This is a genomic window from Amycolatopsis keratiniphila subsp. keratiniphila, from assembly GCF_001620365.2.
GTDB lineage: Bacteria > Actinomycetota > Actinomycetes > Mycobacteriales > Pseudonocardiaceae > Amycolatopsis > Amycolatopsis keratiniphila.
The window spans coordinates 376,066-396,927 of the sequence record NZ_LQMT02000007.1 but is presented as its reverse complement, the minus strand read 5'-3'; the positions used below and the strand labels follow the sequence as shown (position 1 = coordinate 396,927).

The window sequence follows — 20,862 nt, the reverse complement described above, 5'->3', positions numbered from 1 at the left end:
GTCGGCTAGACTCGGCGTGCACAACATGGCGTCCAATGGCGACCATCGCCCAGCGAGCTTGCTGGGGTTTGTTCATGACGAAAGCTTTGACTCGCCGTCTGTCAGAGGGAATGGACGCTGGGGAGTATCCGCAGCTGCGCGCGGTCATTCACGCGAGGGCGTCGAACGCGGTCAAGGGGCGGAAGTCTCGGTGGCCTCGCAGATCGCGACGGGCTGCAAGTTCTGCTCCCAACACGGCATCGCCGTGGTCGCGGTCCTGGTGGATAACAACCTGTCGGCCGGGACCGCGAGCAGCGAGCCCGACGCGGTGGCCGCGACCGACCCGAGACCGCCCAGCGCGGTCACGGCCTGCCCGGCAACGGCCGCCGTCACCCCGTACTTCAAAGTGGCCAGACCAACCGCACGCGAGTGCTGCGCCACGGCGCCGGTCACCGACCGCATCCACGAGTCCACCTCGGACAGGCTGCGAAAACGCGCGCCGACAGACTTGGCCAGCACGACCTTGAACGTGCTGTTCTGGCCGTCGGGCCGCCGTTTCAGCGCGGCGAACCGGGTTTCGGCCGGTTCGGCCTCCAGCTCGGCCAGTAATCGGATCGCGGTCTGATCGCCCTCGTGGGCAGCGACACGGAGCTGTTCGCGCAGCAGCGCGGTTTTCACCTCAGCCGAGAGGCTGACCTTCGGGGTGCCGCCCCAGGCCCTGTAGGGACGGCAGATCTTGAGGTAGGCGTGAGCGACCGAGGTCATGGGCGTGCACCACCCGGGCATATCGATCGGTCAGGGCGGGCTTACCTCGTCTCGGCGGTGCGCTGTGCTGGAATAGCTGGATGAGTGGTGGGAGGAAAGGTCAGTCCCTGCGGGAGTTCGCGTGGGTCTGGGTGTGGTTGACCCTGGTTGTCAGCGTCGCTGCGGGGATCACGATCACTGTGCTGCTGTGGGGTGACACGCCGACCAGCCATCGCGACGCGTTCGACGTTGGATGGAAAAGCTCCGCCGCCGTGCTCGCGATCCTCGCCGCCTTCGTCACGGTCGAACGGCTACGCCTGAGCCAGCGGGAACATCACCGGCAACTTGACAACGACGAAGCCACTCAGTTCAACACGCTGTCCTCGCAAGCCAGCGAGCAACTCGGCAGCGAAAAGGACGCCGTCCGAATCGGCGGGCTCACCGACCTGGAACGGCTTGCCGAGCAATACCCGAATCTGCGGCAAACCGTGGTCGACCGGATTTGCGCGTACCTTCGTGCCCCCTATCAGCCTCCACCCAACGTGATCGTTTCCGCAGTCGATGCCAAGTCTGCACTAACGGACACGAGCGCCGATCAAGCCGAATCGAGTACCCCAGGACCGTCCGATGACGAGATCGCAGCTCGCCGTCTGGAGCTGGACGTGCGCCGCACCGCACAGCAGATCTTGCACCGCCATCTACGAACAGAAGCACGTTCAAAAGGCTCACCCCACGCGTTCTGGGAGAAAATCAGCATCGACCTCCGAGACGCAGTCCTCATCGAAATCGACTTCAACGATTGCCAATTCGCCTCCGCAGACTTCCGAAACGTCACGGTCTACGGCGACGCGGGGTTTCGAAATGCGAGGTTTCAAGGGCCCGTTGTGTTCGAAGGGGCGACATTCTACGGTGCAATTTGGTTCATGGGGACGAAATTCGACGGCGACACCGTGTTTAATGAGGCGAAGGTTGGTGGAGCCGCCGTGTTTCACAACGCGACGTTCCATGGAGCCATTTGGTTCACCAGAGTGAAGTTCGCCGGTGCTGCCGTGTTCAGCGACGCGACGTTCAAATCCGCCGCCTTGTTCAGTCTAGCTGAATTCGACTTCGCCGCCGTATTTAACGGGGTGGAATTCGGCAGGGATGCCATCTTCAGCGATGTGAAATGCAACGGCGAGGTGACCTTTGACGGCGCTCGCGTTAATAGCTCGAAAGGTCGACATGAGTGGCCTGATGGATGGCGTTTGGAGCAAAGTCCTCTTGACTCTGGAAAACCGCGGCGGCTTACTCGCACGCGGAATGACAGTCCCAGCGAGCGTTCCGGTGATGGACCGAAGGCTTAATGTCTAGATCCTTGCCACATCGGGAAGGTCAGTCGCCACGCATCCATAGCGCGATTTCGCGCAGCGACTTCAGCTCCGCATCGCCTGGCGCACGGATCGTCCGGGCAGGCCCGGCTGGAGGCCGCATGTCCAGCGGCCCGGCCACCTGAGCATCGTGACGTCCTGCCTAGCGCGATGGCTACGGTTGCCCATAACGCCGTGACCCGCCGTTCGACCGTGGTGAGCACGAGTTTGGCGCGGGTCATCGCGCCGTGCGGGTGGCGCATTCGCCAGACGGCCGCGTCGTCGGGCAGATGCGCCACCAGTGCGCATACCCGCCGGTAGGACAGGGGTCCGCGGTAGAGGTCGAGCAGGTCGAGCCCGTACAGCAGCAGGTCTGGCCCGAATCGCGCGGCGAACGTCAGGAACGTGCGCTCGGAACCGGCCTGCACCTTCAACGTCGGATTCGGCACCAGCCCACCGCCACCAGGAACCAACAGCGCGGAACCGTTCACCAGGGCAGTAGTCACGGAGTAGCGGGCCAGCGCCTCGCACAGCACACCGAACGCGTCGACGTCCCAGGCCGTCAAGACCTTCCGGGTGACATGCTGGGCGCGAGCCGACCCCAGATCGCTCGCCCCTTCTCCGACAGCCACTCCGGCGGCACGATCTCCACCTCCGGCGGTACCTGCTCCGCATCGTTGATCCGGTTCCTGCGATCACCGTGCAGAATTCGGAGCGAAGTCGGCTTGCCTGCGGGTCCGCGCTTTCCCATGTGAACGCACCCCTAACCAGTACGCATAAGAGGGGGACCGATACGCTCCCGCGAAGTCACGTTCGCAATCGATGTGCACCCTCTGCTCCCACCCGGCCCGCCGGAAGGGGTAGTCCGGGGAGAGCCCGGGCCAGGAGGAAAGGACGCACGGAGGATGCCGAAGGATGGCGACGGTAACCGCGACCCCAGCCCTAACTGGGGCCGCGGCATACCGTGGATTCAACTGCTCACGCAGTTGATCGCGCTGGGCCTAGTGATCTGGAAAGCCACCGGCCACTAGGCCCTTGGGGGCGGGCACCCTTGGGTGTCCGCCCCTTCTGTCAGGGAACACTGATTCGCTGATACTTAAATCAGTAAGTCAGTAAGTCAGTAAGCCCGACTAGCGGACTCTAGCGCAAGGTAGCGACACTGGCGCTAGTGCACTAGCTGGAGCCGCTGGACGCCTTGCCCCGTCCCTTTGGCCTTGGGGGCGGTGGTGGCCTTCTTGCGTGCGGTGCCGCGTCGCTTGGCTGCGCCAGCGGTCTGTCGCGTGCGTGGAGGCATTCAGTTCACCCCCTCTCGGTGTCGTCGGGTTCGGGCATGGTGACGCCGAGCAGTTCCGCGGTGGCGTAGCCGTCGAGGTACTTGTCCCCGATGACGACGAGACCGGCGGCGGCGAGGAAGGCGTCCTTGTCGTCCTGCTGTCGGTTGCTCGGACGTCGTCGACGTTCCACGCATCGGCGGGCCGACGTCATGGGGCAGTGTTGCGGCCACGCCCTCGTAGGTGAACTCGTCAGCCCGGCCGCGTCGATGATCCGCCGCCGCTGAACTCCGCGTGACTCGTGTGGCGCGTCAACGAGATCGAAAGGCTAGTGGAGTAGGTGGTAGGCGTGTGCACACCACCACCACCTCGCTCCGTTGCAACAGTGCCTGTGAGCTGTGGAAATGTCGATAAGGCTTTCGGTGCGTCAGTTGCAACTTGACTTCCCCAACCCTCAGGGTAGGGAAGGAGGCCTTCGCGGACCATCAACCGGAGGGTCAGGTCACGTCGTGGGTCAGGAACTCTTGCAGGTGCGAGGTGAAGACGTCGTTGTCGTCGCCGGTGATCATGTGCCCGGCGGCGACCCCGACCTCGCGTGCGGTGGGGACGAGGTCGAGGAATTCCGCCGCGGACTCGGCGGTCACGATGTCCGAGTGCAGGCCGCGCACCAACAGGGTCGGTATCGCGATCCCGCGTGCCGCGCGCCTGAGCCGTTCGGGGGAGTAGTGCCCCGCGTCGGCGGTGGAGCCGAGGAACTGGGGATCCCAATGCCAATACCAGCGCCCGTCCTCACGTCGGCGCAGGTTGCGCTTGAGGCCGTCGAGGCTGCGGTGGCGTGGTCGTCCCGGTCGGTAGGCGGAAATGGCGTCCGCGGCCTCTTCGAGGGTGGCGAACCCGTGCGGCGCACCGGTCATGAATCGCTTGACGCGGGACTGTCCGGACTGCTCGGTGCGATGGGTGATGTCGACCAGGACGAGCCCGGCCAGGGTTCCGGGGCGTTCACCCTCGGCGGTGAGGGCGGTGCGCCCGCCCAGCGATGCCCCGACCACCACAGGCCTCGTGCCCAGCTGGGCCACGATCGCGTAGAGGTCGGCGGTGAAGTCGTCGAGGGTGTAGAGGCCGTCCGGTGACCATTCGCTGTCGCCGTGGCCGCGGGTGTCGATCGTCCAGGTCTGCCAGCCGTCTCCGGCGAGGGAGCGCGCGGTGAGGGTCCAGGAGTGCCGGGTTTGGCCGCCGCCATGCAGTAGCAGGACGGTGCCGCGTTCGGAACCGGGGAGTTCCCACCGGTCGGCGCTGAGCCGGAGTCCGTGTGCGCCTTGGAAGGTGGTCGTCTCCTGGTGGAGCATGTCGGTCGCCTCTCGCTTCAGAACGGGCCGTAGTATATATTTTATATTTAACGACGGCGAACTGCTTCGAGGAAGTCAAGGGAGACGCACGATGAAACCGTATCGCTCGATGCTCTTCGTCCCCGGCCACAAGGCGGCCTGGGCGGACAAGGGCATCGCCTCGGGGGCGGACGCCTTGATCCTCGACCTCGAGGACTCGGTCCCGGCCGCCGAGAAGGATCAGGCGCGCAAGACCGTCGCCGGCACGATCGACCGGCTGACCGCGGACGGGGTGCGCCCCGACCTGTGGGTGCGCGCCAATCCCGAGGTGAGTGGCCTGCTGAGCGCCGACCTCGAAGCGGCCGTCCGCCCCGGCCTGGCAGGGTTGTTTCTCGCGAAGGTGTTCACCGCGCGGGAGATCGTCCGCCTCGACGGCGTCCTGACCCATCTCGAGCAACGGGACGGACTCGAACCAGGTTCGGTGAAGCTGATCCTGAGCTTCGAGACGGCCACGTCGATGGCGCACTGCGAGGAAATCGCTGCCGCCAGCCCGAGGGTGGCGTCGTTGCTGGGTGCCACGGGGCCGAACGCCGACGTCGGACGGGAACTCGGGTTCGAGTTCACCCCGGCCGGCCTGGAGACGCTCTACCTGCGCAGCCGGCTGGTGCTCGCTGCCCGATCGAACGGCCTGCACCACCCGGTGGTCGGAGTGTGGCAGGACATCAAGGATCTGGACGGCTGCCGCCGGTTCTGCCTGGACAACCGCGGGCTCGGGTACCGGGGCCTGGTCGCGATCCATCCGTCGCATGTGGCGGTGGGCAATGAGGTGTTCTCGCCCTCGCCGGAGGAGGTCGACCAGGCCCGTCGGATGATCGCCGCGTTCCGCGAGGCGGAGGCCGCGGGTAGTGCGGCCGTCGACTTCGAGGGGCAGCACATCGACATCGCGCACGTGAAGACGGCCGAAGGCGTCCTTGAACTGGCGGACGCCTTGTCGATCCACGCGTGACATCAGACATATATAATATTTTCGAAAGGATCATCCGATGGCAGGCCTGTACTTCGAGGAGTTCGAACCCGGGATGGTCATCGACCACCCGACCCGCCGCACCGTCACGGAGGCGGACAACACCCTGTTCAGCGTAATGACGCTGAATCTCGCGCCGCTGCACCTGGACGCCGAGTACAGCAAGAACTCGATCTACGGCCAGCGGCTGGTCAACAGCCTGTTCATCCTCGGGCTGGTGTCCGGGGTGACCGTGCCGGAGACGACGCAGGGGACCACGCTCGGCAACCTCGGGTTCGAGCAGATCAAGTTCCCCAAGCCGGTGTTCCACGGCGACACCATCCACGTGCGCACCGAGATCGTCAGCAAGCGCGAGTCCAAGAGCCGTGACGACTCCGGCATCGTGATGTTCCGGCACTTCGGGATCAACCAGCGCGACGAGATCGTCTGTGACGCGCTGCGCGCCGGGCTCATGATGAAGCGTCCCGTGAAGCAGGACTGACCATGCCTGACATCGCTTGGGTCCCGGACGACGCGGTCCGGGAACGCAGCCGCCTGCTGGCCGCGCTTCGCCGATGGGGCTTCGCCGGGGTGGAGGACCTGAACCGACGGGCCATCGCGGACCCGGAGTGGTTCTGGCGCGAGGTGGTCGACGACCTCGGCGTGGAGTTCGCCGAGCCGTTCACCCAGGTCCTGGACGAGTCCGAGGGCAAACCGTTCCCGCGATGGTTCCCGGGCGGCCGGATCAATGTCGCGACCTTGGCAGCCCATCGTCACGCGCACTCCGAGAAGCTCGCCGTGGTGTACGAAGGCGACTCGGGACAGCGCCGGACGTTGACCTTCGCCGAGCTGGACGAGCAGGTGCGCCGGTTCGCCGCGAACCTGGCAGCGCTCGGGGTGGCACGGGGCGATCGGGTCGTGCTGTTCATGCCCGTCGTCCCGGAGGCCGTCGTCGCCTTCCTGGCGATCGCGATGCTCGGCGCGGTGTCGGTCCCGGCGTTCAGCGGCTACGCGGCCGACGCGCTGGCCACCCGGCTGCAGGACTCCGAAGCCGTCGCGCTGATCACCGCGGACGGCACCACCCGTCGCGGCAAGGAGGTCGGGCTGAAGGCCACCGCCGACGCGGCGGTCGCCGACGCGCCGTCCGTCCGCGCGGTCGTCGTCCTCCGGCACCTGGGTATCGACGTGCCGATGAGTGCCGGACGCGACGTCTACTACGACGAACTGGACACCGATCCCGCGCCGGTCGAGACCGCGGCCACGGAGTCGAATGACCCGCTCACCATCGTCTACACGTCCGGGACGACCGGACGGCCGAAAGGCATCGTGCACTCGCACGCCGGGTTCGCGGTCAAGACCGCGACCGACTTCGCTTACGGCTTCGACGTGCACGCCGACGACGTCGTCTGCTGGGTCACCGACCTCGGCTGGCTGGTCGGCCCGATGCTGATTGCCGGACCGCTGCAGCTCGGCGCGACGATCGTCATGATCGAGGGTCTGCCCACCTATCCGACGGCGGACCGGCTGTGGGACGTCGTCGAGCGCAATGGCGTGACCGTGCAGGGCATCGCCCCGACGGCGGCCCGCGCCCTGCGGTCCGCGGAGGAGCAGCCCGCACATGCCCTTCAGACGCTGAGGGCGTTCGTGTCCACCGGTGAAGCGTGGGACGAGCCGACTTGGTGGTGGCTGTTCGACCAGGTCGGGAAGCGGCGTATTCCGATCGTCAACTACAGCGGCGGCACCGAGGTCGGTGGAGGCATCCTGATCGGCTATCCGTTCCTGCCCGCCGCGCCGGCGGCGTTCACCGGGCCGCTGCCCGGCGTCGATACCGTCGTGCTCGACGACGACGGGAAACCGGTCGTGGGCGCGATCGGCGAACTGGCGGTTCGCAACACCTTCCCGGGGATGACGCACGCGTTCTGGCAGGACCGGGAGCGCTACCTCGACGCCTACTGGGCGCGGTTCGACGGTGTGTGGGTCCACGGTGACCTGGCGAGTGTGGACGACGAGGGTTCGTGGGTGATCCACGGCCGCTCGGACGACACGCTGAAACTGGCGGGCCGCCGGGTCGGTCCGGCCGAGATCGAGGCCGCGCTGCTGAAGGACGGGCGAGTCGCGGAGGTCGCGGTCATCGGTGCCCCCGACGAACGCCGCGGTCAGCGCGCGGTGGCCTTCGTCGTACTCCGGCACGAGGACGTCGACCTCGACGACCTGCGCGCGACGGCGCTGGCGAACGCGGGCAAGTCGTTCGCGCCGGCCGTGTACGTCGTGAAGACGTTGCCCAAGACCAAGAACGGCAAGATCATGCGCCGCGCGATCCGCTCACGGTTCACCGGCACGCCAGTCGGCGACCTGTCCTCTTTGGACCCGGCGACGCCGTTGGAAGACATCCCCGTCCTCGCGGACGAAGACTAGGAGAGCAGCAATGGCGGAAACCGAGAACACCGTCGAAATCGTCCGGACGGCCACCCGGGAACTGGCCCGGAAGTTCGACAACGACTACTGGCTGGACAAGGACCGCAAGCACGAATACCCGTGGGACTTCATCAAGGCGTTCGCCGCGGGCGGCTGGCTCGGCGCGATGATCCCGGAGGAATACGGCGGCATCGGCCTCGGTCTCCGTGAGGCCGCCGTGATGATGAACGAGATCTCGTCCTCCGGTGCTGGGATGAGCGGCGGTTCGGCCATCCACTTCTACGTCTTCCCACCCGCACCGGTCGTCAAGTACGGCTCGGAGGAGATGAAGCGCGAGTTCCTGCCCAGGCTGGCCTCCGGCGAACTGCTGATGGCGTTCGGCGTCACCGAGCCCGACGCCGGTGTCGACACCTCGCGGATCAAGACCAAGGCCGTGAAGGTGAACGGCGGCTGGAAGGTCAACGGCCAGAAGGTCTTCATCACCAACGCCCAGAACGCGCAGAAGATCCTCCTGCTGGCGCGGACGTCGCCCCGCCGCGACGACAAACCGCTCTGGGGGATGTCGCTGTTCCTCGCCGACATGGATCGTGAGCACATCGCGGTGCGGGAGATCGACAAGCTGGGCCGTGCCGCCATCGACACCAACGAGCTGTTCATCGACGACCTCTTCGTGCCCGAGGACCGGCTGGTCGGCGAGATCGACAAGGGCTTCTACTACCTGCTCGACGGCTTGAACCCCGAGCGCATCGTGGTGGGTATGGAGGGCATCGGTCTCGGACGGGCCGCGCTGGAGCTCGCATCGGAGTACGCGAAGAACCGCGTGGTGTTCGACAGGCCGATCGGGAAGAACCAGGCGGTCGCCCACCCGCTGGCCGACTCGTGGATCCGGCTGGAGGCGGCCGAGGGCATGGCGATGCGCGCGGCGGAGTTGTTCGACGAGGGGAAGCCGTGCGGACCGGAGGCCGCCGCCGCGAAGTACCTCGGCGCGGAGGCCGGTTTCGAGGCGTGTGACCGGGCGTTCTCGACCCTTGGCGGTTACGCGTATGCCAGGGAGTACCACATCGAACGGCTGTGGCGGGAGGTCCGCTTGCTGCGCAACGCGCCGTTCTCGCAGGAGATGGTGCGCAACTACATCTCGCAGCAGGTGCTCGGCCTGCCGCGGTCGTACTGAGGTGACCGCTGTGGACTTCCGGCAGCTGGTCACCGACCGGTGGAGCTGCCGGGCGTACCGGCCCGATCAGGTGCCCGACGCTGTCATGCGGGAGATGTTCGAGATCGCCCAGCGGACTCCTTCGTGGTGCAACACGCAGCCCTGGCAGGTCCACGTGACGAAAGGCGAGGCGACCCGGCGGTTCGCGAAGAGCCTGACCGCGCATGCCGAGACCCACGAGGAAACGTCGGATCTCGAAATGCCGGGTGGCTACCACGGCGTCTATCGCGATCGCCGTCGCGCCGCCGGGTACGCCCTCTACGCCAGCCTCGGCATCTCGAAGGAGGACTGGGACGCCCGCGTGGCGCAGCGGATGAAGAACTTCGACTTCTTCGGTGCACCGCATGTGGCGATCGTGACCACTGATCGTGAACAGGGCACCTACGGCGCGATCGACTGCGGCGGCTACGTGACGAACCTGCTCCTGGCGGCCCGGTCCCTCGGGGTCGCGACGATTCCCTAGGCTGCGGTCGCCATGCACTCCGGTCACGTCCGCGAGTACTTGGATCTCCCGGCCGACCGCTTGGTCGTCTGCGCTGTTTCGTTCGGGTACGCGGACCCGGAGCAGCCGGTGAACCGGTTCCGGACGGAGCGCGCCGCGGTGGACGACACCGTGTTCGTGGTGGGGGACTGAGGCCGCCTCCGGGTTGACCGTCTGGCGAGCACAATTTATATTGTGTATTTCCGCTTGTCGTGGAGTGAGCAATGACGCTCGAACGTCTTCGCAGGTCGCCCGGCGGTGCAGTGCTCGACGGTGGCCTCGGTGCCCGGCTCGAACAGCTTGCCGCCGAGGTCGGCGCCGTGCTCGACCGAGAGTTCACCCCGCCGCGAGGTCCGGCGGGCAATGCGGCGAACGCGCTGCGCTCGCTGTCGGCCATGTGGGACGCCGTGCTCGCGGAGACGATGCACTCGGCCGGGCCGGACGTCCGGCCGGAGCGCCGGCGACGGTTGACCGAGTTGCTCGCCCGCATCCGTTCGGCGGAATCAGCGGTCACGGACTTCCGGCTCGCCGTTGGCGCCGGTCTGCTTGATCGGGTGCGCGGCGCGCTGGCCGAGATCCGTGACGTCACCGGTGTCGAAGAGCTGCTCGCCCGCGCCCCCGAGGCATGCTGTGGTCTCGGTTTCGACCGCGCGCTGGTGTCGCGCGTGGAGGATTCGGTCTGGAAGCTGCACACCATGTGCATCATCCGCGATCCGCGGATGGCCGAAGAGATGGTCGCGGCAGGGCAGGCGAATCCGCCCCGGCTCGACGGCACACTCGTCGAGACCGACGTAGTCTCGCAGGCGAGGCCGGGGCTTGTGTACGACGTGCAGAACAATCCCCGCGTCGCGCGGAACCTAGTCCGGATCTCCGGCTGTAGCTCCTACGGAATCGCGCCGCTGACCGTCCAGGGGCAGGTGGTCGGTCTGGTACACGGCGACTGCTACCACCAGCGCCGCGACGTCGACGCGACCGACCGCGCGATGCTCAACCTTTTCGCCGAGGGGCTCAGCCAGATCCTGGCCCGGGTGACCATCCTGGATGGACTGTCCACAGTGGCTGCCGGGATAGAACGGCTCGTCGCGCCGGGCGGTCGTCCGCCTGTGCGGGCGCCTGAGGTTGTGCGGGAGGACTTCGGGCTCACTCAGCGCGAAACCGAGATCGTCCGGTTGCTCGCGGCGGGTGCGTCGAACCAGCAGATCTCCGGGCGGCTCTTCATCTCCGAGGGGACCGTGAAATCCCATGTGACCCATATTCTGCGCAAGCTCGGCGCCGCCAACCGAGCCGAGGCGGTCTCCCGCTGGCTTCGCCGGACGAATGCCAATTGAGCGGTCTTTGCATCGGGTCTTGGGTGCCGTGAGGACTGTTCAGTTTAAGCTCAAGCGTGTCAGCTGTCCCACGGCGTCCTGCATGGCGCGGATGTCATCGGCGGGGGCCGGAGGGTGGCCGTTGTGACTGGCGCATGGCTGCGCAGCCAGGTCGTGATCCGCTCTCAAGCCGAGTCGATGCTGCCGTTCACCGCCGCCGGCCTCATTCCCGTCCGCTCGAGCAGGTGGTGGTCCGCCAGAGCCGTCCGTCGCTGGCGGACCATGCTGCGGGCGTTCTCGTATCGCAGTGGGATGATCGTGGCCTCGCAACCACGATCATCCCAGATCAAAGCGACCCCAAGCACCCTCTCCGTCGCGGGTCCTGCACTATTCGCGGATATGGGTCTGAGGGGGGTCCGAGGGCCTCCGTGAGACGGTGAAAAGCGGATGGTCCCGATGACCTTCGAACGCCACCTCGTCGCCGTATTCCTCCTTCAACCTCAGCGCGACCAGGCTCAGGTAGGTAATCAACGAAACTGCGATTTCGGGGCCACTCCGGTCGAACGTTCGAACCGTGATCTCCGATCCGCCTTCGGTCGTGCGGATCACGACGACCGCCTCCCTGAAGTCTTCCGGCGGTAGCGGAACCTCGAAGGTCGAGGTATCTGCTGTTTCCGGGAGAGTGAACCGCCAGTCGCTCCGCCACCACCCCTCGACCAGGACCGGATCGGGGAAGTGGAACAGCCGGATCGTCATGTCCGCATACTTGTCTGCTCGAGATTCATTCATCGCGTACCTCACCCCGCGGGGTATATGGACCAACGTGCTTCGCCACTGGCCAACAACATGGCGATTATGGGGAACGACTCCGGCTTGAAGACCGACTGATACGGAGTGTAGTCGGTCCGGAGGAGCCCCGCCGTCTCCAGGGACTCGACAGCGTGCGCGGGGAGGCTCAAGACCAAGACACTCCAGGGTCCTGGTTTGTGGCGTGAGCCCCAGGACGCGGCCGTTTGCAGTGCCGCCATCGGGTCAGCTGGGTCGATGCGGATCGTGTAGAAACTCCCGGGGTCTTGGGAGCCGACCAGGTTCTGCAGGGATTTGGCCTTGCTGAGCCCGTTTGTCATGATATCCGTCGCGGATTCCGTGGTGGCTCCGTGGGCGAAATCGACATAGTCGTCGTCATCATCGTCATCCGATGTCCCAGCAGGTGGCGGTGGTGGCGGGCGTGTGGGGTTCGGCGGCGCTGCGGTGGTCGGCGCCGGTGGCGTCGTTGGGTTTGTGGGCGGACATGCGCGGGGCGGATTCCCGTTACAGCCGGCAGGCTGACCGCTTCCCCCTCCTTCTATGTTCCAGATGGCATACAGCACGCCGGCGATCGTGATGGTGCCTAGGACGGCGACGCCGGCGGGCGTTGCGAGCGCGGGGACCGCGGGGACAAGTTCGACGTATTTGCCGGTGGGGTCGGTGCGGTTGACCGGGTTGTTGTGGGCGTAGGTGTAGGTGGCGAGGTTTCGGGGTTCGTGGATACCACCGGCGACGTCACTGTCCAGGTATTCGGCCAGGGCGGGGTCCGCGCTGGCCCATAGCTGGGTTCTCGGGTTGTAGTAGCGGGCGCCGTAGTTGTAGAGGCCGGTTTCTTCGTCCATTTCCTTGCCGGAGTACCGGTGGGGCGTCGGGGTGCCTGGCTGGCCCGCGTGCTCCTGGACCCAGGTTTCACCGAAGGCGAAGTACCCCAGGTGTTCGGTGACGTTGCCCTGCGCGTCGGTGACGTAGCCGGAGGAGCCGACGTGGTCGGCGTGGAAGTAGGACTGTGTGGTTTCGCGGGTGGTGTCCGGTTTGACGGTCTTGGTGGTCAGGCGGCTGTCACCGATGAAGACGTGCTTGAACCCGGTTCCGTCGCGCTCGCTGTAGTTACGGCTCGGGTAGAGATGCAGGCCGTCGCCGTTCTTGACGACCCGGCCGCCCTTGTCGTCGTAGGTGTAGCGGACGGTGGCGCCATCGCAACCGGCCGGGTTCTGGGGGATGGTGCCGGTGGCGGTGTCGTGGTTGCAAGCGAGCCGGTTCTCCTCGTCCCACACGAACTGGCGCCGTGTCCCGCCGGCCGTGGTGTCCACCGTTTCGGTGAGGTTCCCGCCTGCGTCGTAGGCGTGGGTGATCGGGCCGACTTTGCTGGGTGCGTGCGGCTTTCCGTTGGCGTAGGTGTAGCCGTAGTCGTAGCTGGTCTTGTCCTGCACCCCGGCCGTGTCGGTCGCCTCGGCGACTGACTTGATCGGGCCGGACAGCGACGAAACGCCTGCTCGGTGGGTGGCGGAGACCTGCGACGGATCGGCGGCGGGGGTGATCTCGTGGTGCTGAGTTTTGGTGGTGGTGTTATGGATGGAGTCGTAGCCCAACGCCAGTGTGTACTTGTCCTTCTGGTTGTTCTTGTTGGTGTATTCGCCGTCTGCGCCGACGAGTCGGTAGATGTCGTCGTAGCGGTAGTACTGCGTCGAGGGCCCGCCGATCTTCTGGCCGGGGTCTGGGGTGTTGGTCAGCTTCGTGATGTTGCCGACCTTGTCGCGGGTGTAGGTGCTGTTCTGGAAGTCCGACCCGTTGGGCTGCTGCGACTTCAGGTTCGCCAACCGCCGGTCGTCCTGGCCGTAGGTGTAGGTGGTGCGTACCCCGTTTCCGGCCTGCTGCAGCACCTTCTGGCCGAACTTGTCGTAGTCGAGCCGGCCGAGGTAGATGTAGTCGTTGCCGTTTTTGGCCCCGGTGGCGCGGGTGACCTGGCCTCCGGTGTCGTAGTCGTAGCGCAGGATCTCACCGTCCGGGTAGGTCATTTGCAGGACGCGGTTGAACGCGTCGTAGCGCCACTCGGTGGTGTAGCTGCGGTCCGCTTGTCCGGCGATCTTGATGATCCGGGTTTCCCGAGTGGTTTCACCCTGCGGGCCGTAGGCGTGCGTTTTGGTGCCCGCGGCGTCGCGGGTTTCCGTGATCCGGCCTGCCGTGTTGTCGGCCGCGCCCGGGGCGCCGTAGGCGTAGGTGACATTGTTGCCAGGGAAGTTCGGGTACCGCACCCGCGTCGGGCGATTGTGGTCGTAGTCGTACTCCACGGCCGTACCTGCCTGACGCAGGTTCGCGGTGACCTTGGCGGTCAGGTTGCCGGCCAAGTCATACCGAGCCTCTGTACGCCCCGTGTCCGGGCTTTCCAGCACGGTACGAGCACCCAGGCCGTTGTACTCGGCGCGAGTGGTGTTGTTCTTGTCATCCACCACGGTGCTGATCTGGCCGAGCGCGTCGTAGGTGTAGCTGGTCCAGATCACCGGCTGCCCGCCCGCCGGGTTGAATTCCTTGACCGCGGTGATCAGGTCACGCACATCCGCGTAGGTACGGCGTTGTTTGTCGTTGCCGTCGGTGGTGATCGTCTCGAACCGCTTCACCCCGCCGCGGTCCGGACCGAACCCGTACGCCTCCGTTGTCGTCACGCCGTCCGGCAGGATCGTCCGGGTGGTGCGATCGAGCACGTCGAACGAGGTCTTCGTCGGGGCCACCGCGTCACGGCCGTTGTTGAACGTGGTGTCGCCGGAGCCCTTGGCTTCGGTTGTCGGGTGGTACTGCTCGACTGCGCGGCTGACGAAGTCGAATGTCGACCGCCCCGACACGACCATCACCTCGCGCGGTGTCTCGCCCGGGGTGTCCGCGACCGACGCGTCCTTCTTGACCTGCAGGACACGGCTGAGGCCGTCGGTGAAGGTGACCGTGTCAATGGTGTCCTCGCGCACGCCACCGGCATCGCGGTCGAGATGCCGGGTGGTGGCGTAGGGAACGACGGCTTCAGGGTGGTAGTCGAAGTCGATCGTGACCTTGCCCGACCCGATCTCATACGGTCCGGTGACTGTGTCTATGCGCCCGACGCTGTCATAGCCGCGTAGTACCTGCTGACCGTTCTGGTCGGTGGTGCGCTCCGGCTGGCCGTACTTGAGGTTGTGCGTCGCACCCGACCGCAACCCGAAACTGTCCACGATGGACTCGATGTGGACACCGACGATGGTGTCGTATCCGTACTCCAGCCGGTAACGCTGGCCGTTCTGGTTGGCAGGCTTGGTGACCGATTTCAGGTTCCCATCCGGGAAGTACTCCATGTCGGTGTCGGCCGAAACGCTTTCGGTGAGGTACTGACGGATTTGCCGCACCGCGCCGGATTCACAGTCTACTGTGGATTCCCGGTGCCGCGTTACCGCGTCGCCGCGCTGCTTGAGCAGGTTGGCGGTGCCGACGATGTTGCGGCCCCGGCAGGCCGGGTCGGACGCGCTGTACCCGTAGGTGGTTTCCACGTCGTCGGCGGCGCCGTCGTCGGCCGCGTCGAGCGAGCGGATCAGGTTCCCGTACTCGTCGTAGGACATCTCGACATGGGTGGACTTACCAGGTGTGGCTGCGCCTTCGTAGAAGTGCTTGTCCACCCTGGTCAGCTGCGCGAACACACTGGCCGGTTGCGCCGGGCCGCCGTCGATGACGTCACGGAGCTGGTAGGTGTTGACGGTCTCCAGATACGGTTTGCCCGCGCCGTCGCTGGTCAGGGTGCGGGCAAGCAGCCCCCGCGTGTAGTGGCTGTCGGTGCGGTATTCCTCGGTCTTGGTCCGGTAGAGTGCGTCGCCGGCTCCCGGGTCGCGGGTTTCGGTGATGACCTTGCCGAAGCCGTGGAATTCGCGTTCGAGCCGGTCGTACTTGCCGTGTTCGTAGCGGTAGGTGGTGAGCTGGGTGTCGGCTCCGTCGCCGGGATGGCCGTCGGACACGGTGGTACGGGACATGACCCAGCGGGACTCGGGCGTGGCTTGGGTGTTGCCGGTGCGGGTGTAGTCCAGGTCGATGCGCCCGCCCATTGGGCGGGTCACCGTGCGGAGCAGGTTCGTACGTCCGGTTTTGTTGACCGCGACCAGCAGTTCGTTGTCCCGGGTGGATTTGACGTGGTCGGCCAGGCCGTCGCCGTTGATGTCACGGAGGCCGATCTCGGCACGGCTGATGCCGGTGGAGGCGTTGACGCCGGGGTTGAAGACGAACGTGCCGATCGGGGTGGGGACTGGGAACGTGAAGTAGACGCCCGCGCCGAGGGTGGCGTTCTTGTCGACAGCGATGTCGGTGAAGCTGCCGCGGAACGGGGTGGGCGCGGTGAAGCCGGTACCGGTGTTGATGGCCACCTTGATCGGGTTGGTGCCATCGGTGAAGACGCGGTCGGTGAGGCCGTCGCCGTTGACGTCGAGCATGCTCGCGTTGGTGAAAGAGGTGCCCAGTTCGGCGGACAAGCCTCCGGCGAAGCCGTAGTTGTCGACGTTGAAACCGAGGTTGACGCCGAGGTTGCGGGTGGAGGAGTCGTTGATCGGTCCCGCTGACCAGGGTTCTCTCGCGGCGAAGCTGTAGCCGAGGTTGAGTTGGGCGTCGCCGTTGGCGAAGATTTTGTCCGGTAGGCCGTCGCCGTTGATGTCGACGAGGTCGACGCGGGTATCGGACTCGCCGCCGCCGAGGCTGCCACCGATCCCGAGTGCCGGTTGGACCGGGCCGGAGGTGGCGGTGTTGTTGCTGCTGCCTGCCTCCGGAGCGGCCAGGCCCTGCGCACTGGCCAGTGTCGCGGCCTCACTGCCGGCGGAGTAGGACACGTTGCCGGACAAGTTGTCTGACTCGCGGACGTTGCCACCGAGCGTGCCACGTCGAGCACCGAGCCCGCCGTTCATGTCGGTGAACTGGATCTCCTTGGCGCCGACGACATCGGGAAAGCGGTCACCGTTGAGGTCGACGTAGTCGACGGAACCCGCGGTGATCCCACCGACGACCGTGCCCCCGAACGGGCCGGCGGACAGCGTGCCGGACACCTGACCGGTCACGCCGCGACGCATCACGGTGCGGTCACCGGCGACATCGGCATCGGTGACCACGTCGATGGTGTCCGCGCCGAGCCGGGAACTGGTCGCCATGGTGGAGGTGAACCAGGACGACTCGTCCTGCGCGGCCCAGCCGCCTTTTGCCGGGTTCGGCGCGAAGATCGCCAGCCGGGGCATGTTGACCCGGGGGTTCGCGGCGAACGCCGGGATGTCGGCTTCCTTGGGTTCCCGGGGAAGGGCGTCCTTGAAGCTCTGGTCGATCGCGAGTTCGGCCTGCTTGATGGGCTGGGTGGCGCGGTCGCGGTTGGCCTGGTAGCCGATCACTCCCCAGCCGCGGTAGGGCTGCGGGAACGCACCCTGCTGAGCGGAGCCGTGTGCCGCGCTCGGCGCCGGGCTGAACGTCGGCCATGGGGAAGAGAGGTCGTAGGTGACCTTCGCGGACTGTTCGGCGATCAAGCCGAACAGGTTGGGATCCGTTGTGGAGTGGTCGAGATACAGCTCGTCGCCTTCGGTGACCGGGACGATCACGTCCAGGTTCTGGCCGGGCGAGCCGTACTGCCCGTTGACGATGTCGACGACCCGCTTGCCCAGGAGTTGCCCGCCGCGTTTCTTGATGGTGAACGCGATCTTGCTCCCTGAGGTGAAGCCGAAGTTGAGCTTCACGCCCGGCCGGATCCGCAGCTTGCCGGTCTTGGTCACCTTGTAGGTCTGCTGCGGCGCCGTGAGGGTATCCGCGGGATACATGTCCACGTCGAACGGCGGGCTGATCACCAGACTCGGCTGACCCTTGTCATCGACCAGCGACTCCACCCCCGGCGCCTCCGTGTAGTGCGCTTTCGGTACCCAGGACACTGCGGAGACGTCGATCGGGGAGTCGGTCTTGATGTGCCATGACATCTTCTCGAACTGGCTCACCGGGAGGCTCATGTCGATCGTGGTGGTCCCGGTCGACCCGGCAGGCAGGACCTTGCGAAACACCTCCGCCGGAGCGTGTACCCCGTTGCCCTTCGTGATCACCACGGTCACGTCGTCCGAGGTCACCTTGCTCTTGACAACGTCGCCGGTCAGCCGGAGCTTGCCGGTCACCGGGACCATCACCTGCGACGAGCGGCCGCCGAGCGTGAAGTCCGCCGACGCGCGGAACACGGTATTCGCCATCCCGTTCACGTCCGTACCGGCCGCCTGGTCGGTGTAGGTGATCGTCGGATCCCAGGCAACCGTGTCGTACTTTCCGTCCAGAATGGACTGTGTGCGGAAGTAGAGCGCGTCGCCCTTCTTCACCGCTATCGCCGACACATTGGCCGGGGTGAACTCGGTGTGGTCGTCCGGGCCGATTCGTTGCGCCCAGAGTTCGGTGTCCTTGGCCTGGATGGTGACGCGCACACCGTCGGCTTTGGTGTACGCGGCGCGCGCGGGCGAGGGGTCCACGGTCAGCTGCACCGGGCCGTCGACGCGGACGGTGCCGTCGAACGGCGCGACCCAGCGGCGCACCGAGTCCAGCAGCGGCGAGTTGTCGACCTGCTGGTTGAACTGCGCGGTCTGGTCACCGACGATCTCGCCGGTCACCGCCCCGCCGCCGATCGGCACCGGGGTGCGGGTGGAATCCGGGCTGTAGGCGGGCTGCCCGTTGGCGTCCAGGTAGCCGAACAACACGCCGCCGTTGTTGACCAGGTCGGTGATGCCGTCGCCGTTGACGTCGCTGAAGAACCGGTCCGACGTGGTCGTGGTCCCCACGAAGTCCAGCTGCGCGGCGATAGCGAGGACGAATGCCTCGACACCGATCGTGCCCGACAGCGTCCGCTCGGTCGAGATCCCCGGGAGGTCGCGCAACCTGATCGGCGGGTCACCGAACTTCGGTTCACCTCCAGGGGTGCTCAGATTGGGGCGGTAGTGCACTTCGTTGTTCTTGCGGAACACCTTGTCCGGCAGGTTGTCGCCGTTCACGTCCACCAGCGCCGACAGGCCATCGGACTGGCCGGCGTTGAACCCGACCTTCAGCCCGACACCACCCTGCTTGACCGGTAGCCCCTGCACGTTGTAGCCGGCGAACAAGTGCGCGCCGAACCCGACGGAGGTGTTCGCCGAGATCGCACTCGCCTCACCTTCACGGATGTTCACGCCCAGGTCGTCATCCGGGACCGACCACCCCGCGGCGTCAGCGAACCCGCTGTAGTTGCCTGCCTGGTCGCGCACCTCGTCGAAGTAGTCGAACAAGTGGGTGTTGAACAGTTTGTTGTCCTCACCGAACTGAGACACCGACGCCAACAACGTCTTCGCGAACGCGCCGGTCCGGTAGTTCAGTTCGTAGGCCCGGATCAGCTGGTCGTCCAGCTTGACCTCCACCCGCCGCAGCAGATCGGCGGTCACCTTCTTGAACCCGCCACGAGCGTCGATCTGCACATCGCCGCGGCGCGGCTCACCCCGGTCACGGTCCCGCAGGAACGTCACCGAATACCGACCCTCGGCGTCACCGTGTCCGGTGTAGGTGATCCGGCGCGGATACAGGTTGCTGCCCGGCACCGTCGACTTCGTGGTCCCGCCGTCTTCCACCCTGGCATAGTGGTAACGCATGACATTGTCGTTGGTGTCACGGACCTCGCGCACCGCCCACGACGCGACGTTGCCGGACGAGTCGGCCAGCGTGGTGTTCTCCGCGCCACCGAACACCGTCCGCGTGCCCTGCTTGTCGGTGACCTCCCACCAGTAGTTCGCCGGTTTGTCCCCGTGTCGCACGATCCGGTCGAACCGGCTCTCCACCCGCGCGTGGAACACCTTCTCCGCCGTCCGCTTCTGCAACTCGCCCCGGTGAGCGACCGGTGTGAGCTGTTCACCGGCCAGTACGTACGTCTCGGTCTCCAGGCCGGCGTCATAGCGCGGTACACCCCACCGGGTGTCTACCGTGATCGTCGGAGTGCCGATGTCCCACCCAATACCCAGCCAACCGTTCGTGACCGCCGAGCTGTAGGCGACTGCCAGCTTCGGCTCCAGACCCGCCCGTCCCTTCGGTACCTCCAACGGATACGACAGTCGCGCATCACCCGCACTGTTCGCTGCCGGTGGCCCGATCAGGTTCACCCCTGCGCCTGGAACGCCTGCCTTGATGTCCTTGATCTGATTGGGATCGAACGAGGCCCCCTCCGGATGCTCCGGAGTCGCCACCGCCCCATCCGCCCCCGAGGCCTGCCCCGCCCCGCGCACCGAGGCAGGCGGAACAGCCCCCGGGACCGCTACCGCCAGTAACGCCAAGATCAACGTCACCACCACAGCCTTATGGCGGTACCGACTCGGACGACGAACCCACGCGATGGCAGACATGCCCAGACCCTCCTGTGGATCAACAGGTTCAGCTAAAGGTGGTCCCGTCGAAGAGCAATCGCTGTCGCGTACGGGATAGAGCGGTGATGCGCGCGGAAACGCGATCGATCAAATGGTCGTGATCAAGTAGTGCATTCGGGCGAAGCATCCCCTCTGGGCTCGGCTTATACACCTGAAAGCCGAGACATCGATCTCTCCGCGAAGGTATCTACAGTCGATTAAATTTCGATGAAACACCCGTCCACAGCCGGATCGGCGTTTCCGTGGTGTCGCCATCGATGACGGCCTGGGCTCTCGCGAGACGTGACGTAGAACTGTGCGCGGTATGGAGGGAACGCCTGTCCTGCAAAGCATTTGCTGGTGCCGGGACCGATGTCGCCGATCCGCGACAGATATTCGTGGTCGCAACCGCAGCCACCGCCGGCATGGCCCGCCTGATGCGTCCGAACGGCGTACACGCAGCGACGTCCTGTGGGCGCGAGACCGGCAGCGCCGAGGCCTCGATCACGCTCTGCCGAGAGCAGGGCCAGCACGCGACCGTCACACGTCCAACAGGTAACGAGTGACGATTCGGTTCTTGAACGACGGCGCATCTTAAGAAGCGCGCGACC

General features: G+C 66.0%; 14 protein-coding genes. 8 read left to right on the top strand and 6 right to left on the bottom strand.

Going from position 1 to position 20,862, the window contains the following annotated elements; genetic code table 11:
* Positions 1 to 171: 171 nt before the first annotated feature.
* Positions 172 to 744 carry a hypothetical protein gene (locus AVR91_RS06150; protein WP_063274813.1) on the bottom strand — a complete coding sequence of 191 codons (573 nt, stop codon included), beginning with the start codon at positions 742 to 744 and terminating at the stop codon, positions 172 to 174.
* A 137-nt stretch (positions 745 to 881) separates the two neighbouring features.
* Between AVR91_RS06150 and AVR91_RS06145 the strand changes: the two genes are divergently transcribed.
* Positions 882 to 2,066, top strand: coding sequence for a pentapeptide repeat-containing protein (locus AVR91_RS06145; protein WP_158077388.1), 1,185 nt, complete (start codon positions 882 to 884; stop codon positions 2,064 to 2,066).
* On the opposite strand, the gene AVR91_RS43515 is transcribed toward AVR91_RS06145, so the two are convergent.
* From AVR91_RS43515 to AVR91_RS06125, 3 genes are all read right to left on the bottom strand, one after another.
* On the bottom strand, positions 2,063 to 2,635 hold the full coding sequence (locus AVR91_RS43515) for a hypothetical protein (protein ID WP_211282641.1): 573 nt from the start codon (positions 2,633 to 2,635) through the stop codon (positions 2,063 to 2,065). The genes AVR91_RS06145 and AVR91_RS43515 overlap by 4 nt on opposite strands.
* Positions 2,636 to 3,368: 733 nt before the next feature.
* Positions 3,369 to 3,554 (bottom strand): hypothetical protein, encoded by a 186-nt coding sequence (locus tag AVR91_RS06130; protein ID WP_063274811.1) that lies wholly within the window; start codon positions 3,552 to 3,554, stop codon positions 3,369 to 3,371.
* Positions 3,555 to 3,837: 283 nt separating this feature from the next.
* Positions 3,838 to 4,686, bottom strand: coding sequence for an alpha/beta fold hydrolase (locus AVR91_RS06125; protein WP_063274810.1), 849 nt, complete (start codon positions 4,684 to 4,686; stop codon positions 3,838 to 3,840).
* Between the two features lie 91 nt (positions 4,687 to 4,777).
* Between AVR91_RS06125 and AVR91_RS06120 the strand changes: the two genes are divergently transcribed.
* The 7 genes from AVR91_RS06120 to AVR91_RS43675 all read left to right on the top strand — a co-directional run bounded on the left by AVR91_RS06120 (position 4,778) and on the right by AVR91_RS43675 (position 11,102).
* The gene (locus AVR91_RS06120) at positions 4,778 to 5,671 is read left to right on the top strand and encodes an HpcH/HpaI aldolase/citrate lyase family protein (RefSeq protein ID WP_063274809.1); all 894 of its coding nucleotides are present in this window, start codon (positions 4,778 to 4,780) and stop codon (positions 5,669 to 5,671) included.
* A gap of 37 nt (positions 5,672 to 5,708) precedes the next feature.
* Positions 5,709 to 6,170: a MaoC family dehydratase gene (locus AVR91_RS06115; protein WP_037347224.1), complete on the top strand. Its 462-nt coding sequence runs from the start codon at positions 5,709 to 5,711 to the stop codon at positions 6,168 to 6,170.
* Between the two features lie 2 nt (positions 6,171 to 6,172).
* Positions 6,173 to 8,083, top strand: coding sequence for an AMP-binding protein (locus AVR91_RS06110; RefSeq protein WP_063274808.1), 1,911 nt, complete (start codon positions 6,173 to 6,175; stop codon positions 8,081 to 8,083).
* A 10-nt stretch (positions 8,084 to 8,093) separates the two neighbouring features.
* On the top strand, positions 8,094 to 9,254 hold the full coding sequence (locus AVR91_RS06105; RefSeq protein ID WP_063274807.1) for an acyl-CoA dehydrogenase family protein: 1,161 nt from the start codon (positions 8,094 to 8,096) through the stop codon (positions 9,252 to 9,254).
* 10 nt (positions 9,255 to 9,264) lie between these two features.
* Positions 9,265 to 9,756, top strand: a complete 492-nt coding sequence (locus AVR91_RS06100; RefSeq protein ID WP_211282639.1) for a nitroreductase family protein — start codon at positions 9,265 to 9,267, stop codon at positions 9,754 to 9,756.
* Positions 9,757 to 9,768: 12 nt separating this feature from the next.
* Complete coding sequence (locus AVR91_RS43510) at positions 9,769 to 9,927, top strand: nitroreductase family protein (protein WP_211282638.1); 159 nt, start codon at positions 9,769 to 9,771, stop codon at positions 9,925 to 9,927.
* 71 nt (positions 9,928 to 9,998) lie between these two features.
* Positions 9,999 to 11,102, top strand: a complete 1,104-nt coding sequence (locus AVR91_RS43675; protein ID WP_083737401.1) for a LuxR C-terminal-related transcriptional regulator — start codon at positions 9,999 to 10,001, stop codon at positions 11,100 to 11,102.
* A gap of 366 nt (positions 11,103 to 11,468) precedes the next feature.
* On the opposite strand, the gene AVR91_RS06085 is transcribed toward AVR91_RS43675, so the two are convergent.
* Together AVR91_RS06085 and AVR91_RS06080 are read right to left on the bottom strand one after the other, a co-directional pair.
* Positions 11,469 to 11,837 carry a hypothetical protein gene (locus tag AVR91_RS06085; RefSeq protein WP_063274804.1) on the bottom strand — a complete coding sequence of 123 codons (369 nt, stop codon included), beginning with the start codon at positions 11,835 to 11,837 and terminating at the stop codon, positions 11,469 to 11,471.
* Between the two features lie 41 nt (positions 11,838 to 11,878).
* Entirely contained in the window at positions 11,879 to 20,251 is an 8,373-nt protein-coding gene (locus AVR91_RS06080; protein ID WP_228709132.1) for a SpvB/TcaC N-terminal domain-containing protein, read from the bottom strand.
* Positions 20,252 to 20,862 lie beyond the last annotated feature (611 nt).

Coding starts and splice junctions, on each gene's coding strand:
- AVR91_RS06150 (WP_063274813.1), bottom strand. CDS start 744: ATGACCTCGGTCGCTCACGCCTACCTCAAGATCTGCCGTCCCTACAGG.
- AVR91_RS06130 (WP_063274811.1), bottom strand. CDS start 3,554: ATGACGTCGGCCCGCCGATGCGTGGAACGTCGACGACGTCCGAGCAAC.
- AVR91_RS06125 (WP_063274810.1), bottom strand. CDS start 4,686: ATGCTCCACCAGGAGACGACCACCTTCCAAGGCGCACACGGACTCCGG.
- AVR91_RS06120 (WP_063274809.1), top strand. CDS start 4,778: ATGAAACCGTATCGCTCGATGCTCTTCGTCCCCGGCCACAAGGCGGCC.
- AVR91_RS06115 (WP_037347224.1), top strand. CDS start 5,709: ATGGCAGGCCTGTACTTCGAGGAGTTCGAACCCGGGATGGTCATCGAC.
- AVR91_RS06110 (WP_063274808.1), top strand. CDS start 6,173: ATGCCTGACATCGCTTGGGTCCCGGACGACGCGGTCCGGGAACGCAGC.
- AVR91_RS06105 (WP_063274807.1), top strand. CDS start 8,094: ATGGCGGAAACCGAGAACACCGTCGAAATCGTCCGGACGGCCACCCGG.
- AVR91_RS43510 (WP_211282638.1), top strand. CDS start 9,769: ATGCACTCCGGTCACGTCCGCGAGTACTTGGATCTCCCGGCCGACCGC.
- AVR91_RS43675 (WP_083737401.1), top strand. CDS start 9,999: ATGACGCTCGAACGTCTTCGCAGGTCGCCCGGCGGTGCAGTGCTCGAC.
- AVR91_RS06085 (WP_063274804.1), bottom strand. CDS start 11,837: ATGACGATCCGGCTGTTCCACTTCCCCGATCCGGTCCTGGTCGAGGGG.
- AVR91_RS06080 (WP_228709132.1), bottom strand. CDS start 20,251: ATGTCTGCCATCGCGTGGGTTCGTCGTCCGAGTCGGTACCGCCATAAG.